Origin of the sequence: Faecalicatena contorta, from assembly GCF_022835095.1 — a bacterium.
Taxonomy (GTDB): domain Bacteria; phylum Bacillota; class Clostridia; order Lachnospirales; family Lachnospiraceae; genus Faecalicatena; species Faecalicatena contorta.
Genome location: NZ_BQNQ01000001.1, coordinates 1,922,111 through 1,939,508, shown reverse-complemented (window position 1 = coordinate 1,939,508; position 17,398 = coordinate 1,922,111). Strand labels below are relative to the sequence as shown.

Sequence of the window (17,398 nt, the reverse complement as noted above, 5' to 3'; positions counted from 1 at the left end):
TGTCCTCCTGATTTCTGACCGGCTGTGCATTATTTCTGCTCAAAAAGACGGGAAATCAATGTGTGTCCCACTTCTTCCCTTATTCCGCTGCTGCGAGCACTCTCCTCGTCGTAGGAAGCCAAACCCTGCACCGCATTTCTGCTGTCATATAGCAGGTATGGCACAGGATCTCCTGTATGAGTGCGCACGCTTACCGGTGTCGGATGATCCGGAAGTATCAGCATGCGGAACTCTTTCCCTGCCGCTTCCAGCATCTCCGCCGCCGGGCCGATGATATGGGCATCGATATTCTCAATGGCCGTTATTTTATTTTTAAAACTGCCCTGATGCCCCATCTCATCTGGCGCCTCCACATGGATGTAGGCAAAATCATACCCCTCCTGTGTCAGAGCTTTCACAGCTGCCTTTGCTTTTCCGGCATAATTGGTATGTAAACCGCCATTGGCTCCGTCCACTGAAATATTGTGCATCCCGGCCCCTGTGGCAATGCCTTTCAGCAGATCCACCGCAGAGATCATGGCGCCTTTCTTTCCGAACTTTTCTTCAAAGGAGGTCAGCATAGGCCTTGTGCCTGCTCCCCAGAACCAAGCGGAATTGGCCGGGTTCTTCCCCTGCCTTTTTCTCTCAACATTCAGTGGATGGACGGATAGTATGTCATAACTTTTTTCCATCATTTCACGCAGGATAGGATCGGCGGGCAGATAGTCCCCGATTCTCCTGGTCAGAATATCATGGGGAGCGGTCAGCTCCACTACCCTGCCCTCTTTCTGAATCAGAAGATGTCTGTAGCTGGTTCCCACGTAGAACTCGTAGTCTTCCCGCTCCAGTCCTTCCTTCAGTGCCTCAATGAGTACGGACGCGTCCTCTGTGCTGATTTCATCGGAGCTGTGATCCACAATCACTCTGTCTTCATAGCAGTCCTGCGCCTCCGTCAATGTCACAATATTGCAGCGGAAAGCAACGTCAGAAGGTTCCATATCCACTCCGATGCTCAACGCTTCTAACGGGGATCTTCCGGTATAATACTCTTTTGGGTCATATCCGATCACGGACAGATTCGCCGTATCGCTCCCGGGCGCCATCCCTGCAGGCACGGTGCGGACCATGCCGATCTCTGATTTGGGCGCCAGTTTATCTGTGTTGGGAGTCTCAGCTGCCTGCAGCGGGGTTCTGCCGCCCAGTTCCTCCAGCGGTTCATCTGCAGCTCCGTCACACAGTACAATTACATATTTCATGTTATGCCTCCAGTTTATTTTCAGGTCTTTATCTTAACCTTCTACACGTATCATATGCAGAATGCTTGGAAATTCTTTCGCATTTTCTTCATAAGCACCTTCTGTCATCACACCTGTAACGAAACCGAATTCGTTTTTCAGGCCCTCTGCCTTCACAATCTCGATTGGGCCAAACTTGCTCTCCAGATGCGCCTTCATTGCATCGGCATCCCCCTGGATTCTTACAAAATACTTTTTACTGGTTGCCGAGATCGGCTGAAGGCTTAACTTTTCACTCTTCCACATGGTCATGATATTCCGGTTCAGATGCTTCGCCTCATCCACTACATCGGAAACAACCGCACTGGCTGTCGGCAGTTTTCCGGCTCCGCTGCCATAGAACATGGCGTCGCCAAGCACATTGCCATGGACAAAGATGGCATTGAACACATCATTTACATTATAGAGCGGGTGCTCCTTGTGGAGCATGTAAGGAGCAACAATCGCATGCAGATTATCGCCGTCTCTTTTGCTGGAAGCGAGAAGCTTTATAGTCATGCCGAGTGCTTTCGCATACATCATATCTTCTTTAGTGATATTGGTAATACCTTCGGTATAGATATCTTCAAAATCTACCTGCTGCCCTGAAATCAGGGAGGACAGGATCGCAATTTTCCTGCAGGCATCGTAGCCTTCCACATCCGCCTCCGGGTTGCGCTCCGCATACCCGTTTGCCTGGGCTTCTTTCAGAACTTCATCGTAGTCAGCCCCCTCATAGAACATTTTGCTCAGCATATAGTTCGTTGTTCCGTTGAGGATTCCTGTGATCTCTTCGATCTCATCGGCCGTCATGGATGAATTCAGGGGACGGATAATCGGGATGCCTCCTCCGACGCTGGCTTCAAACAAAAAGTTGATATTGTTGTCTCTTGCAATGGAGAGAAGTTCTGCCCCATGTTTTGCCACCAGAGCCTTGTTAGAGGTCGCTACACTTTTCCCAGCCTGCAGGCAGCGCTTGACGAAAGTATAAGCCGGCTCGATACCGCCCATAACCTCCACCACGATCTGCACGTCAGGATCATTTACAATTACGTCAAAATCGTGAACCAGTTTTTCCTGGATCGGATCTCCCGGAAAATCTCTGAGATCCAGAACATATTTGATGTTGATCTCATCACCGACTCTCTGATTGATCCGCTTCCCGTTTGTATTGATGACCTCTACGACTCCCGAACCCACTGTACCGTATCCCATTACCGCTATATTTACCATGTTTTCCTCCTTTTTCCCTTTTCCTTTTGTTATGGTTTTATACTCAGATATGCGTTAATAAACGGGTCCAGGTTTCCATCCATGACCCCGTTCACATTACTGATCTCCATATTCGTACGATGATCCTTCACCATCGTATAAGGCTGCATGACATAAGACCTGATCTGGCTTCCGAAGCCGATCTCTTTAACTTCGCCCCGGATTCCTGACACTTTATCCGCCTGCTCCTGCTGTTTGAGCAGATACAGCTTTGCCTTGAGCATCTGCATTGCCTTGTCTTTGTTCATATGCTGGGAACGTTCGTTCTGGCACTGAACAACAATCCCAGTAGGCTGATGCGTGATGCGGACAGCAGAGGATGTCTTATTGACGTGCTGCCCCCCTGCACCGCCGGAACGGTACGTATCGATCCGCAGGTCTTCCTCATTGATCTCAATGTCAATGTCATCCTCAATATCCGGGATCACATCGCAGGATGCGAACGATGTCTGCCGTTTACCGGCAGCATTAAACGGAGAGATTCTGACCAGACGGTGCACGCCCTTTTCGGAGCGCAGATATCCGTATGCGTTCTCTCCTTCCACCTCAAAAGTTACGCCCTTTATCCCGGCCACATCGCCGTCCAGATAATCCAGCACTTCCAGTGAAAAGCCCTTTTTCTCTGCCCAACGGCTGTACATCCGGTACAGCATGCTGGCCCAGTCGCAGGATTCCGTCCCGCCCGCGCCGGCATGCAGGGTAACAATCGCATTACTGCTGTCGTATTCCCCTGTCAGAAGTGTCTGGATCCGCAGCGCCTCAAATTCTTCTTCGAAACGGGCCAGTTCTTCCTCAATCCCCTTTATGGTCTCCTCGTCCGGATCCTCTTCGCTCATCTCGATCAGGAGACCGATATCCTCATGATCCCCGTAAAGCTGCTCGATCTGCTTGACAGACTCCTGGAGAGCCTTGAGATGCTGCATCGTATGCCGCGACTTTTCCGGCTCATCCCAGAAACCGGGTTCTTCTATCTTTCTTTCTAACTCTTCAATCCGCTCTTTCTTTGACGCTAAGTCAAAGTGAATCCCTCAGATCTTTCAGCGGTTCTTCGTATGCAGTAAGCCTTGCTTTTAATTCGTCTAACAAAACCACCTTATTCACCTCTTTCTCATTTAAATGAGAATCTGCCATGACAGATTCTCATATGCAGTGCAGTCATTTATTCTGCACTTTTGTTTGATTTTTGTAACAGTTCAGACCTGTGTGAACTGTTATTGATTTTTATTATCTTCTTCCGCAGCACTGTTTGTACTTCTTTCCGCTTCCGCACGGACACGGGTCGTTTGGATAAATCTTCTTCTCTTCCCGCTTTTTCGGTGCGCGGACCGCACTCTCGTCCTTATTGGTACTGGTCACCTTTGCCACCTGTTCTCTTTCCACCTTCTGTTCAATACGGAGGTGGAACAGGGTGCGGATGGTTGTCTCGGCGATGGAGTTGGTCATCTCGCCGAACATATCATATCCCATCATCTTGTACTCGACAAGCGGGTCTCTCTGACCGTATGCCTGAAGCCCGATTCCCTGACGAAGCTGATCCATATCGTCGATATGATCCATCCATCTGCCGTCAATGACTTTCAGCAATACGACACGCTCTACCTCACGCAGATGCTCTGCCTCCGGAAATTCTGCCTCTTTTGCCTCATAAGCTTTTACGGCGCGTTCCTTCAGAAGGTGTTTCAGCTCCTTCTGCTGCATCTCCTGCGCCTCTTTCACCGAAGGCAGTTTCAGCTGTGGGATGACCGCATGCAGAGTCACATCCAGACCAGTAAGATCCCACTCTTCAGCATCTACTTCCGATGACACGAAACGGTCCACTGTATTCTCCACGTATTCCGTGATCATGCTGTAAATCGTATCCCTCATACTCTCGCCGTCCAGCACACGGCGTCTCTCGCTGTAAATAATCTCTCTCTGCTCGTTCATGACCTGATCGTATTCCAGCAGATTCTTACGGATACCAAAGTTGTTGCTCTCGATCTTCTTCTGCGCCTTCTCAATCGCACTGGAAAGCATCTTGTGTTCGATCTGCTCTCCGTCCTCTACTCCAAGTGTGCTGAACACGCTCATCAGCTTTTCAGAACCGAACAGGCGCATCAGGTCGTCTTCCAGGGAAATATAGAAACGGGACTCCCCCGGGTCTCCCTGACGTCCGGAACGTCCGCGCAGCTGGTTATCTATTCGTCTGGACTCGTGGCGTTCCGTACCGATGATCTTCAGTCCGCCCGCGGCCTTTGCCTCGTCATCCAGCTTAATATCTGTACCACGGCCCGCCATGTTGGTGGCAATCGTTACCGCGCCGTGTATACCGGCATCCGCTACGATCTCGGCCTCCATTTCATGATATTTGGCATTCAGAACTTTATGCGGGATGCCCGCTTTTTTCAGCATCTTGCTCAGCAGCTCGGAGATCTCGATGGTTATGGTGCCGACCAGTACCGGCTGCCCCTTCGCGTGAGCTTTCTCGACTTCTTCCACAACCGCTTTGAACTTTTCTTTTTGAGTCTTATATACCGCGTCCTCCAGATCCATTCTCTGTACCGGCTCATTGGTCGGTATCTCGATCACGTCCATTCCGTAAATATCACGGAACTCTTTTTCTTCTGTGAGGGCCGTACCTGTCATCCCGCTCTTTTTCTCGTATTTGTTGAACAGATTCTGGAATGTAATGGTCGCAAGTGTCTTACTCTCACGCCTTACCTTTACGTGTTCTTTCGCTTCTATTGCCTGATGCAGGCCGTCCGAATAGCGGCGTCCCGGCATGATACGTCCGGTAAACTCATCGACGATCACAACCTCCCCCTCCGGAGTCACTACATAATCCTGATCGCGGAACATCAGATTGTGTGCGCGCAGTGCCAGAATGATATTGTGCTGGATCTCCAGGTTTTCGGCATCCGCCAGGTTTTCGATATGGAAGAACTTCTCTACTTTCTTCACACCGTCTTCGGTCAGGTTGACTGCCTTTTCCTTCTCATTAACGATAAAGTCTCCCGTCTCCTCGATGTCTTCCCCCATGATGGCGTTCATCTTGGAGAATTCGCCGCTGGCCTCGCCCCGTTCCAGCTGACGCGCCAGAATATCGCAGGCCTCATACAACTTTGTAGACTTGTCGCTCTGGCCGGAAATAATCAAAGGAGTCCTGGCCTCGTCGATCAAAACGGAATCGACCTCATCGATGATGGCGTAGTTCAGTCCTCTCTGTACAAGCTGCTCCTTATAAATGACCATGTTATCTCTCAGATAGTCAAAGCCCAGCTCGTTATTGGTAACATATGTGATGTCACAGCTGTATGCTGCACGGCGCTCATCATTATCCATAGAGTTCAAGACTACCCCTACGGTCAGTCCCAGGAATTCATGAACCTTTCCCATCCACTCGGCATCACGCTTTGCAAGATAGTCATTGACTGTTACAATCTGCACGCCCTTTCCTTCCAGCGCGTTCAGATATGCAGGAAGTGTTGAAACCAGGGTCTTACCTTCACCGGTCTTCATCTCCGAGATACGTCCCTGATGAAGGATAATTCCGCCGATCAGCTGGACGCGGTAATGGCGCATTCCCAGACTTCTCTTTGCCGCTTCCCGAACGGTTGCATATGCTTCGGGAAGGATATCATCCAAGGTCTCCCCATCGGCAAGCCGCCTTTTGAATTCTCTTGTCTTGTCTTTTAATTCTGCGTCGGAAAGAGCCTGAAACTCTGGTTCCAACGAATCGATCCGATCCACGATTGGGTAAATACGCTTTAATTCATTTTCGCTGTGTGTTCCGAAAATCTTCTCTATAAAACCCATAATCTGTAATTTACTCCTTGTCTAAATTTACTCTACGCTCCATTCTAACACTATCTTCCAGTGAATTCAACAAATTCATTACTTGTTAATAATTCATTTACAGCTTTGCAATAATCTCATAGGGAATGTTTCCTCCGAATAAATCCAGCGCACTGCCAATTGTAAAATCCAGTTTTTTCCCGCTCACGGAAGCAAAGGCGTCCAGATCTTCCATGCTGCCAATACCGCCTGCATATGTGACGGGGATTTTATTCCACCCACTTAACATATACACAAGCTCCGTCTCCACACCGGAAGATTTTCCCTCCACATCGACACCGTGCACAAGGAATTCATCACAGGATGCAGAAAGCTTGTCCAGTACCTCAGGCGTAAGGCGGACATCGGTAAAGGTCTGCCAGCGGTTTGTTACAATGTAATATGCCCCGCCTCTCTTCCTGCAGCTCAGATCCAGTACGATATGTTTCCTTCCGACAGCGGACACCAGGCGTTTCAGATTTTCCCCATGGAACACTCCGTCCTGAAAAACGTAAGAAGTCACAATTACATGGCTGGCTCCCGCTTCCAGGTACTCCGCCGCATTACCTGCATGGATTCCACCGCCGATCTGCATCCCTCCGGGGTATGCGGCGAGAGCGAGCAAAGCCTGTTTTTTTGTAGCTTCATAATATTCCGAAGCTGCAGGGTTCAGAAGGATGATGTGGCCTCCCTTGAGACCGTCCCGCCGATAAAGTCCAGCATACCATTCAGCGTCCAGCTCCGAATCAAAATTGGTAACCGCCTGGTCCCCCTGATCCCGCAGGCTGCCTCCTACGATCTGTTTCACCTTTCCATTATGGATGTCAATACATGGTCTGAATTTCATCTTCTTCCTTTCTTGTTCAAGGGGGTCAGACCCCTCTGCAGAGGGGTCTGACCCCCTTGAACCTCATTGTCAAACATTTATCAATATCGGTTATCAAATATACGTGTAGATTTTTTCTCGCTTCTCGGCAGATCTCCGATTGATACCGGCATCACATTCACAGTAATACCGATTTTCGTCTTAAACGCCTTTTTCACAGCTTCTTCCGCCTGCTTTTTATCCACATTCTTGTTCACTTCCACAAACAGGGTGCAGACATCTTTTCCATTCATATGGTCCAGCATAAACTGGTACTCGCTGGAAGCCTCCGGTACTCCGCCCAGCATTTCTTCAATCTGGCTCGGGAAGATATTGACGCCTTTTACCTTTACCATATCATCCGTTCTTCCGATCAGTGTATCGATCCGCGGGAACTTTGAACCGCACCTGCACTCACCCGGTATAAAACGCGTCAGGTCATGGGTACGGTATCGGACAAGCGGTGCGCCCTGTTTGCGCAGGGTTGTAATCGCCAGCTCGCCGATTTCACCGTCGGGTACAGTTTCCCCTGTCTTTGGATCCACAATCTCAAAATACAGATAGTCATCCCAATAATGCATTCCGCATTCATAATCACAGCTCATGGCAATTCCCGGCCCATACACTTCCGTCAGCCCATAGATATCATACAACTGAACCCCCAGCTCCGAGGCGATCCGTTTTCTCATCTTTTCACCCCACCGCTCGGAACCGATCACGCCCTTTTTCAGATGTATCTTGTCAGAAATACCCCTTTTTGCAATCTCCTCCGCCAAAAGCAGTGCATAAGAAGAAGTCGCACACAAAACGGTGGCTTTCATATCCTTCATCATGCGGAGCTGTTTATCCGTATTACCTGGTCCCATCGGAATCGTCATTGCACCTAAATACTCGGCGCCTGCCTGAAATCCGATACCGGCGGTCCACAGTCCGTATCCGGGAGTAATCTGAATTCTGTCCAGCGCCGTGATTCCGGCCATCTCGTAACAGCGGGCAAACATCTTCGCCCAGTCTTTCACATCCTTTTTGGTATAAGGGATAATAACCGGAGTCCCCGTTGTCCCTGAAGACGAATGAATTCTCACTACCTCTTCATCGGGCACGGCCTGCAGCCCCAGCGGATATGCCTCCCGTAGATCTCCCTTCCAGGTAAACGGCAGCTTTTCAAAGTCTTCCTGACTCTGTATTTTTGAAACGTCGATATCCTGAAACTTTTCTTTGTAAAAACAATCTTTGGATGTCAGCTGTTTCAGATTTTCTTTAATCAGCTCCAGCTGTAATTCTGTCATTTTCATATCTGCTCCCCTCTATGCCTTTTCAAACGCGGTCATTCCAAGTGTTAATGCTTTCCTGTTCATATCCAGAAATTTTTCCTTCACGTTGACGGCCACGGCACTTTCCATCTCTTCTGCGGAAATGTCCAGCACGCCGCTGGCAGCCGCCGCGCCCAGCAGCGCTACATTCAAAACCCTGGAAGAACCCGCCTGGCTGCAGATCTCTTCTCCGTCCAATATGGCAAGGTTCTCTACATTTTTTTTCAGATAATCCAGCATCTCGGTTCCTTCATATGTACTGCCGCTCAGCGTGGCCGTAACCGGTTTTACCGCCTTGCTGCTGACGATCACTGTACCGCCCACTTTTAAATACGGCAGACAGCGCACCGCCTCTGCCGGTTCAAATGCCAGCAGCATATCCGCACATTTCAGCGGAATCAACGGAGAATGCACCTCTGTCCCCATCCGCACATGGCTCACAACAGAGCCTCCGCGCTGTGCCATCCCGATGGTCTCCGTCGTTCTCACAAATTTTCCCTGCTCCATAGCCGCATAGGCAATTAGTTTAGAGGCAAGCACAACGCCCTGTCCTCCGACTCCACATAACAGACAACTTTTATTCATCGCTTTCCACCTCCCCGATTGCTCCTGACGGACATACCTGGCTGCAAAGGCCGCATCCATAACACAGAGACGGCTCCACCACAATTTCACCGCCATTTACTGTAATTGCCGGGCATCCCAGCTGGCTGATGCAGACCTTGCACTTTGTACAGGACTCCTGCTTTACCTCATATAACGTTCCCGGTTTTGCTACCGCAATGCACGGAGACTTGAAGATCACGGCACGCACCCCCTTTTCTTTGGCTGCCCTCTTCACCGTGTCTGCAGCAAGCTCCAGGTTCAGCGGATCAACGGTTTCAATCCACGTTAACCCGATTCCCCGCAAAATATTCTCGATACTGATTTTGGCCGCAACCTCCCCCATCATGGTTACACCTGTTCCAGGATGAGGCTGGTGGCCGGTCATCGCCGTTGTAGAATTATCCAGCACAATCAGCACAATGTCCGTCTGATTGTAAACAGCATTCACAACTCCGGTAATACCGGAAGCGAAAAATGTGGAATCTCCGATGAACGCAAAGTTCACCGCGTCGGGTTCTATAATATGTAATCCCTGGGCGATCGTTACATCTGCCCCCATACAGAGGCAGGTATCCACCATATCCAGCGGCTTCGCGTTTCCCAGGGTATAACAGCCGATATCCCCGCTGAATACCGCCTTTTTCCCGCGCATTGCCTTCTTCACTGCATAGAAGGAAGCTCTGTGGGGACACCCGGCACACAGAACCGGAGGCCTGACCGGCAGCTGCGGTATATCCCCCCGTGCACTGCCCTGCTCTTTTGAATCAATTTCTTCGGCCCCAAGAAAATGCTCCAGATCCCCCCTAATGCTTTCCACACTGTTTTCCCCCGCATTCTTCGTATCATGCGTAAGTTTTCCACAAATCTTTACATTCAGATGGTATTTACCCACAATCTGAAGCAGTTCCTTTTCAATCACCGGATCCAGTTCTTCCAGTACCAGCACTTCATCCAGGTCCTCCATAAATTCTTTCGCCAGACGCTCCGGAAACGGATGAGGCGTGCTGATCTTCAAAAGCGGCGCATCCTCCGGTATCACTTCGCTCGTATACGCAAAACTTACCCCGCCAGAGACAACGCCTTTCCTGCCTTTTCCTTCCCTTCGCAGGTTCTTGTCGTAGGAAGAAAAGACTTCCGACAGTTCCACATTTCTCGCTTCTATCTTGATATGATTCTGGTAGGAAAGCCTGGGGAAAATTACCCAGCGCATGGTATCCTTGATGAACCCTTCCGGCTCAGGCACATCCAGCTTTGGCAGCAGATCAATGCTCACACAGGCGTGACACACTCTTGTCGTCGGGCGGAAAAGCACCGGCGTCTGGTACTTTTCCGAATACTCAAAAGCATCCGCAATCATCAGATATGCCTCATCCGGTGATGATGGATCAAACACAGGCAGCTTCGAGAATTGTGCAAAATGTCTTGTATCCTGTTCCGTCTGTGAAGAAATCGGTCCCGGATCATCCGCCGACACAATCACCATACCGCCTTTTACCCCAACATAGGCAAGACTCATCAGAGGGTCGGAAGCCACATTCAGCCCCACCTGTTTCATCGTAACCAGCGTTCTGGCGCCGGCATAAGCAGCTCCTGCACCGACTTCCATAGCGGCCTTCTCATTGGTAGACCACTCCACGTGAATGCTCCCGTCATTATACTTTGCAACTGTCTCCAGAATCTCTGTCGACGGCGTCCCCGGATAACCGGCCACCATTCTCACACCGGCACGGACAGCACCCAGGGCAATCGCTTCGTTGCCCATAACAAGCTTTCTTTCCATACTCATAATATGTACTCCTTTACTTTTGTTTCTTTACGTATTCGAATGATATCTTAACTTATGAAATGTCTCATTGTGCTATTTTACCACAGTAAAGTTGAAAAAACTAGGGGTCTGACCCCTATGAACCTCGAATTCTTAATTGTTTGAAACAATTAAGAAAATGGGGCGCATAGGGGTCAGACCCCTTCGCAGATTCTGCGGTGTTATCCTACTGATTGTTTGCAGCATTGTTATCTGTGTTGTTAGCTGCATCGTTATTATTTACATCTTTGTTGTTCGTATTTCTGTCTTCCAGATTATCCTTTTCAGGACCATTGTTATCTGTAAGATCATCAGCAGCATCATCTACAGCATCCGTTACATCATCCACTGCGTTATCTACCGCACCATCGCCTTTATTATCCTTGGTGTCTTTGCCGTTTGTAGCATCGTTCATATTCTTCTCGTCAGTTGTATTTGTTTTTCCATCGTTTGTGTTCTTATCTGTACCACATGCTGTTACACCGCAAAGTACTCCAACACACATCATTAATAATAAAAACTTTTTAAATCTTTTCATTTTATTTCTCCCTTTCCATTCATAATCTTGTGTTAGTAATATTTGCAATTTTAGAATGTTTATGTGTGGGAAAAATTTCTATTTTAACAGGAACCTCGGATACTATTCTTTTTCGGCGGCTTCGCGGAGTTTTTTCATCGCACGTTCTTCAATCTGACAGATCCGCTCTTTTGACACATTCAGCTCCCGTCCAACTTCTTCCTGGGTATGGACCCTGCCATCCTCCAGACCAAAACGCATGCTGATTACATGACGTTCCCTTTCGCTCAGATTCTCCAGGAGATGATGCACTTCTTCTTTTTGAATTAAAAGATTCACCGCATCTTCCGGAGTCTTTTCTTCTTGATCCTCGATATGATCTTCCAGAATATCATCCTCTTCCTCCTCTGTGTGAGCCTCCAGTGAAACCGGATTTTCAAGAAATGCCAGCACGCTTTTCACTTCCTCTTCTGTCTTATCCCCAATCCTTCCCGCAATCTCGCCTGCCGTAGCCGCACGCCCCAGTTCCTGCCGCAGTTCATTTGAGATTTTCTGTACCTTTTTCATATTCTCTGCAACATAAGCCGGCACACGGATTTCCCTGGACTGTTCATCGACTGCACGTTTTATGGCCTCCTCAATAAAGCTGCGTGCATAATCGGAAAATGTGCCGTCCCTTGTATAATCAAACATTTCTACAGCCTGCATCAGCCCAATACTGCCTTCCTGGATCAGATCCAAAAACTGCAGGCCGCGCCCGCTGTACTGCCCGGCGGCTGACACGACCAGACAGAGATTCGCCTCCTCCAGCTTCCGTTTCGCGTCTGTGTCCCCTGCCGCGATTCTTTTCCCCAGTTCGAGCTCTTCACCGGCACTGAGAGGAGGAATGCTCCCAATCTCTTTCAAATAGATTTTCAGAGGTTCCGTCACCTCTACATTATCAGGAATTGAAAATCCCTGCCCTGCATATTTTTCCATGTTATTTCCAAGCCTTTCTGTCTTAATATTTCTATATGCGCAGACTGCCCGGAAAATGGATTCCGGGCAGTACCTCGTTTCTCATATTTTTTCGATAATTTCACCACTTCGATATGCCGCAAGCAGCCTTTCCAGATCTGCCACCTGCTCCTTCAGTTCTTTTCCAATATCAGTATCACCGACCAGGCGCCGCTCCAGCACCCGCTTTACCACCATATAATCCGAGTGGATATCGCTCTCCTTCTGGATCGCCGCTTCTGTGGATTCAAAAGGCTCATGGGCAACCAGAAGCAGTCCGTAAGAATTGTAAATCAACGTATAACCAGCAATTCCCGTCTCCTTCTGGTAAGCCTTCGAAAATCCACCGTCAATCACAAGTACCTTGCCGTTGCATTTTATGGGGCTTTCTCCATTCTTGCATTTTACAGGGACATGACCGTTGACAACATGCGCTTCATCCGGACAGAGACCGAACTCCCGCATAATATTGTCGATCACCTCTTCTTTCTCGAGAAGATAATAATACGGATTCTTCTTCTCCACATGTGTTTCCTTCTCTGCAAGGAAGTATCTCTCAAATGTAGCCATTTTATTCTTTCCAAACAGCGGAGAATTCGGATTCAGCCAGATATACCACATCATATCCTTGCCGTCCTCCCGTTCCCTCTCGTTCAATGCAAAAAATCCTTTTCTCAAATACCGGTCCAGGGCATCATACAGTGATTTTCCCTTAAACTTTCTTCCGAACAGACACACTTCCTTCAGGCTGCCGTCTTCATTTAAAGGCACACAGCCATGATACAGCAGATTATGATTATAAACCTTGTACAGGCTGCCCTTTGCAAGCAGAAAACGCATATGTTCCTGCAGTTTCTCACAGCCGAGAAATGCGCGCTCCATACGCTCCATGATCTCTTTCTCTTCCTCCGAAAGCTTATAGGGATCTTTGGGGTCTATCGTCGGAAAATTCGTATCCAGAAGAGGATAATCCGTCCCGTCAAGGTTAACCGTCCCTTTCTCAAAATCAATCTTGTGCAGAAGAGCCCTGTCATCCAGCCCAAAATCTTTATGGCGCTTTATAATCTGCCCCTCCACCTTAAACTGGATAATGGAAATCGCCTTGTGCATCCTAAGATCCATCTCCATCTCCGCCTTATTTGCCTTTTCCGGTCCTTTCAGTGCAAAGCAGGTGCACGGGTCATCCCCGTAAGTCCGCAGCGCAAATGTAGCCAGAGGAAGCAGATTAATCCCATAGCCGTCCTCCAGAATATCCAGATTGCCGTACCTCGCACAGATACGCACCACATTCGCCATGCAGCCTCTCTGCCCTGCTGCCGCGCCCATCCAGAGGACGTCGTGATTGCCCCACTGGATATCCAGGGAGTGATAGGTCATCAGCTTATCCATAATGATATGGGGGCCCGGGCCTCTGTCATAGATATCTCCCACAATATGTAAATGATCCACGACAAGACGCTGGATTAGCTCCGAAATCGCCGCGATAAACTCCTCCGCCCGGCCTATTCGGATAATTGTCTTAATAATCTCATTATAATAAGATTCCTTATCATTTACTTCCACTTTCTCCGTAATCAGTTCTTCGATCACGTATGCAAAATCCTTCGGAAGCGCCTTTCTTACCTTGGACCTCGTATACTTGCTCGCCGCCCGTTTGCTAACTTCAATCAGACGGTACAGATTGATCTTGTACCAGTCCTCCATATTGCTCTCCACTTTTTTCACCTGGGCCATCTTGTCCTTGGGATAATAAATCAGCGTAGCCAGGGACTGCTTGTCCCTGGAACTTAAGGTATTACCGAAAACATCATCTATCTTTCTTCTTACCGAACCAGACCCATTCTTCAGCACATGTGCAAACGCCTCGTACTCCCCATGGATGTCTGTCAAAAAATGTTCGGTTCCCTTGGGCAGATTTAAAATTGCCTGCAGATTAATAATCTCTGTTGAAGCCGCGGCAATCGTCGGATATAAATCAGAAAGCCGCTCAAGATATCTTGTTTCCAGATCTTTCATAATACTTCCTCCCCATACATTGTGATGGTTTCAATCCACGTTTATCATGTTAAAATTGAATCACATCACTCATGTCATACATACCGGCCTCTTTTCCTGCCAGGAATTTGGCCGCCTCCACTGCACCCTTTCCAAAAACACTTCTGGAATAAGCCGTATGCCTGAACTCGATCACCTCGTCCGGGCCGGCAAAAATCACCTCATGCTCCCCGACAATCGTACCGCCGCGGACAGCTGAGATGCCCATCTCCTTCTTCTCCCTCTTTTTGCGCACCTGGCTTCTGTCATATACATAAGTATATTCATGATTCAAAGCCTCATTCATAGAATCTGCAAGAGCAAGGGCCGTGCCGCTGGGAGCATCCACCTTCTGGTTATGGTGCCTCTCCACCAGTTCAATATCGTAGCCCGCCGGAGCAAGCACCTTCGCGGCATCCTTGAGCATTTTCAGAAGTAAGTTAATTCCCATGGACATATTCGCAGACTTCAGCACTGCGACCTTTTTGGAGACCTCACTGACCCTTTTGAGCTGTTCCTTTGACAGGCCGGTTGTGCAGAGCACCACAGGAACCTGCTTTTCCACACAATAGTCCAGGAGCCCGTCCACCGCTCCGGCGTTTGAAAAATCAATCGCCACGTCCACATCCACATCACAGGAATCCACACTCTCAAACACAGGATAGTCATTAGCAAGCCCTGTATAAGCATCCACGCCTGCGGCAATCTCCACCTGTTCATCGTCTCTGATGAGTCCTGTTATCATCTGTCCCATCTTTCCGTTGCAGCCATGCATTAAAACCTTTATCATATCTGTCCCTCCCGAGCCTTTTCATATAATGTACGGAACTCTCAAAGGAGTCCCTCTATATAAAAAAGGATACCACATTTGAGCCAGTTACTCAACGTATGATATCCCTTTCACAATCATATATTTACCTGATTAAGCAAGCTTAATCCCGAAATCAGCCATTGCTTTTGCCAGATTTGCCGCATTTTTTTCCGTCATCTCTGTCAAAGGCATTCTCAGGCCGCCTACTTCCATACCCATAAGATTCGCCGCCTTCTTGACCGGTATCGGATTCACCTCACAGAACAGCTGCTCGATCAGCGGCAGCGCCTTGAGCTGAAGTGCACGGCTGCCTTCCAGATCTCCCTTGAAAAACTTCTCACAGATATCGTGCGTCTCTCTCGGCGCAATATTGGCCAATACGGAAATAACGCCCTTGCCGCCCAGAGCCATCAAAGGTATAATCTGATCGTCATTGCCGGAATAGAGGTCAATCTTTCCGTCTGTCAGCTGCATAATCTTCGTAATCTGGGAAATATCCCCGGACGCTTCCTTAACAGCCACGATGTTCTCCACCTCTCTGGCCATCTGCGCTACCGCAGCCGGTTCAATATTCATGCCGGTCCTGCTCTTAACACTGTATAAAATGATCGGAGCCTTTGCCTCCTGTGCAATCGCCTTATAATGGGCAACAAGCCCGGCCTGTGTGGCCTTATTATAGTAAGGAGTCACGACAAGCAGGCCGTCAGCCCCATCCTCCGCAGCTTCCTTTGACATCTCCACCGCGGTGCGGGTGCAGTTGGATCCGGTCCCGGCGATTACCGGAATCCGTTTCTTCGTGCGCTCTATCGTAAACTTAATACAATCCATATGTTCTTCTTCGGTTAATGTAGAAGATTCGCCTGTCGTACCACAAATAATAATACTGTCTGTGCCATTCTCACAGTGGTAGTTTATCAACTCATCGAGCTTATCATAATTCACACTGCCATCTGCCTTAAATGGGGTAATCAAAGCCACGCCGGCTCCTTCAAAAATTGACATATACATCCTCCTAATCTAATTCGCTTATCTCTTCCAAAGTTTAACATTAAAAATGGTTGATGTCAACGTAAAGAAAGAGCGTCATTTTACAAAATGACACTCCTTCTTCCTTCTATCTTTAATCTTCCATACATTCAAGTTTACTTACAGATACTTCATACGCTATGCGTGTCTCCGTTTCTGTCTCAGATAATTTTTTTACATACTCCCGGCTCTGGATTCTGCCCAGAATCTGCACATGCTCTCCTACCTCAAAACCGGATGCATATCTGGCATTTCTGCCCCAGCAGATGCATGGAATGTAATCTGATTTTCCATAAGGCCTGTTCACTGCCAGCAGCAGGTCTGCGATCTCACGTCCAAGCGGTGTTTTCCGGTACACGGGCTTTTTGCATATGTATCCCTCCAGCAGTATGTGGTTTGTCTTCGCCCCGTCCAGCTCCTCGTCGATAAACTCAACTTCCCGCACAAATACAGATAACACCAGCCTGTTCTTCTGCTCTTCATGGCGGTTGTAAGAGCGGAACTGCCCGGAGGCCATAATGAATTCCCCTGTATAATCCTGGGTCACATCAATGAGTCTCTCTGAAATCATAAGCGGAATCCGGTCATCTGAATTGCTGAGCCTTTTCACAAGCACATCCACCATATAAAAACCTTCTCCGAATACCTCGTGGCTGTATGTGAATTTTGAAGCCACCTCGCCCATGATTGTTACCTGATTGTTTTCAATAATCTTATCTGACATAATTTTGTAGTTCTCCCTTCCTCTGAGTGGTATTTTTGAGTCAATACTAAGTCTATGAACATGACTTATGCTTTAGAACGAAAAACAGGTCTGAATCGTTCGACAAAGTTTTAAGATCCAGGCGAAAATTGTCCAAATACCATGAAGAATATCGTAAATTTAGAGTTACTGTGGCGAAGCTCCAGATGCCCGCTCCATCATTTTACTGTCCCGGATGCCGTGCAGCATGGTGCACGGCCCCGTGAATAGTGATATGTGAGCTTCCGCTCCCGCTTCTTTCTGTAAATGTACCTTCCCTTCCGTAATTTTTTGTGATAGAATAAAAAAGTTGTAACCACATAACATAAGTAGGAAAGAGTGTTGA

The 17,398-nt window shown here is 48.4% G+C and carries 14 protein-coding genes; all 14 read right to left on the bottom strand.

What is annotated here, in order from left to right; genetic code table 11:
• Positions 1-29 precede the first annotated feature (29 nt).
• Entirely contained in the window at positions 30-1,235 is a 1,206-nt protein-coding gene (locus MWG26_RS08670) for a cofactor-independent phosphoglycerate mutase (RefSeq protein WP_117441029.1), read from the bottom strand.
• A 33-nt stretch (positions 1,236-1,268) separates the two neighbouring features.
• Positions 1,269-2,486 (bottom strand): homoserine dehydrogenase, encoded by a 1,218-nt coding sequence (locus MWG26_RS08665; protein ID WP_025655637.1) that lies wholly within the window; start codon positions 2,484-2,486, stop codon positions 1,269-1,271.
• A 29-nt stretch (positions 2,487-2,515) separates the two neighbouring features.
• Positions 2,516-3,617 (bottom strand): peptide chain release factor 2 gene (gene prfB / locus MWG26_RS08660; protein ID WP_117441034.1). Its coding sequence is split into 2 segments (ribosomal slippage): positions 2,516-3,541 and positions 3,543-3,617, totalling 1,101 coding nucleotides; the frame shifts between segments, so codons are not numbered across the junction.
• A gap of 132 nt (positions 3,618-3,749) precedes the next feature.
• On the bottom strand, positions 3,750-6,320 hold the full coding sequence (gene secA, locus MWG26_RS08655) for a preprotein translocase subunit SecA (protein WP_025655635.1): 2,571 nt from the start codon (positions 6,318-6,320) through the stop codon (positions 3,750-3,752).
• Between the two features lie 97 nt (positions 6,321-6,417).
• Positions 6,418-7,185, bottom strand: coding sequence for a phosphoribosylformimino-5-aminoimidazole carboxamide ribotide isomerase (hisA, locus tag MWG26_RS08650; protein ID WP_025655634.1), 768 nt, complete (start codon positions 7,183-7,185; stop codon positions 6,418-6,420).
• Positions 7,186-7,265: 80 nt separating this feature from the next.
• Positions 7,266-8,498, bottom strand: a complete 1,233-nt coding sequence (locus MWG26_RS08645) for a phenylacetate--CoA ligase family protein (RefSeq protein WP_025655633.1) — start codon at positions 8,496-8,498, stop codon at positions 7,266-7,268.
• 12 nt (positions 8,499-8,510) lie between these two features.
• A complete protein-coding gene (locus tag MWG26_RS08640; RefSeq protein ID WP_025655632.1) occupies positions 8,511-9,101 on the bottom strand; it encodes an indolepyruvate oxidoreductase subunit beta in 591 nt (196 codons plus the stop codon).
• Positions 9,094-10,902: an indolepyruvate ferredoxin oxidoreductase subunit alpha gene (gene iorA, locus MWG26_RS08635; protein ID WP_025655631.1), complete on the bottom strand. Its 1,809-nt coding sequence runs from the start codon at positions 10,900-10,902 to the stop codon at positions 9,094-9,096. The genes MWG26_RS08640 and iorA overlap by 8 nt, the downstream gene beginning before the upstream one ends.
• Before the next feature lie 211 nt (positions 10,903-11,113).
• Positions 11,114-11,464, bottom strand: a complete 351-nt coding sequence (locus MWG26_RS08630) for a hypothetical protein (RefSeq protein WP_025655630.1) — start codon at positions 11,462-11,464, stop codon at positions 11,114-11,116.
• Between the two features lie 102 nt (positions 11,465-11,566).
• Positions 11,567-12,421, bottom strand: coding sequence for a sigma-70 family RNA polymerase sigma factor (locus MWG26_RS08625; RefSeq protein ID WP_044926743.1), 855 nt, complete (start codon positions 12,419-12,421; stop codon positions 11,567-11,569).
• Between the two features lie 81 nt (positions 12,422-12,502).
• A complete protein-coding gene (locus MWG26_RS08620) occupies positions 12,503-14,455 on the bottom strand; it encodes a fructose-bisphosphatase class III (protein WP_025655628.1) in 1,953 nt (650 codons plus the stop codon).
• Between the two features lie 49 nt (positions 14,456-14,504).
• The gene (gene dapB, locus MWG26_RS08615) at positions 14,505-15,263 is read right to left on the bottom strand and encodes a 4-hydroxy-tetrahydrodipicolinate reductase (protein WP_025655627.1); all 759 of its coding nucleotides are present in this window, start codon (positions 15,261-15,263) and stop codon (positions 14,505-14,507) included.
• Between the two features lie 132 nt (positions 15,264-15,395).
• Entirely contained in the window at positions 15,396-16,286 is an 891-nt protein-coding gene (dapA, locus tag MWG26_RS08610) for a 4-hydroxy-tetrahydrodipicolinate synthase (RefSeq protein ID WP_025655626.1), read from the bottom strand.
• A gap of 118 nt (positions 16,287-16,404) precedes the next feature.
• Entirely contained in the window at positions 16,405-17,034 is a 630-nt protein-coding gene (locus tag MWG26_RS08605; RefSeq protein ID WP_025655625.1) for a single-stranded DNA-binding protein, read from the bottom strand.
• Positions 17,035-17,398: the final 364 nt, after the last annotated feature.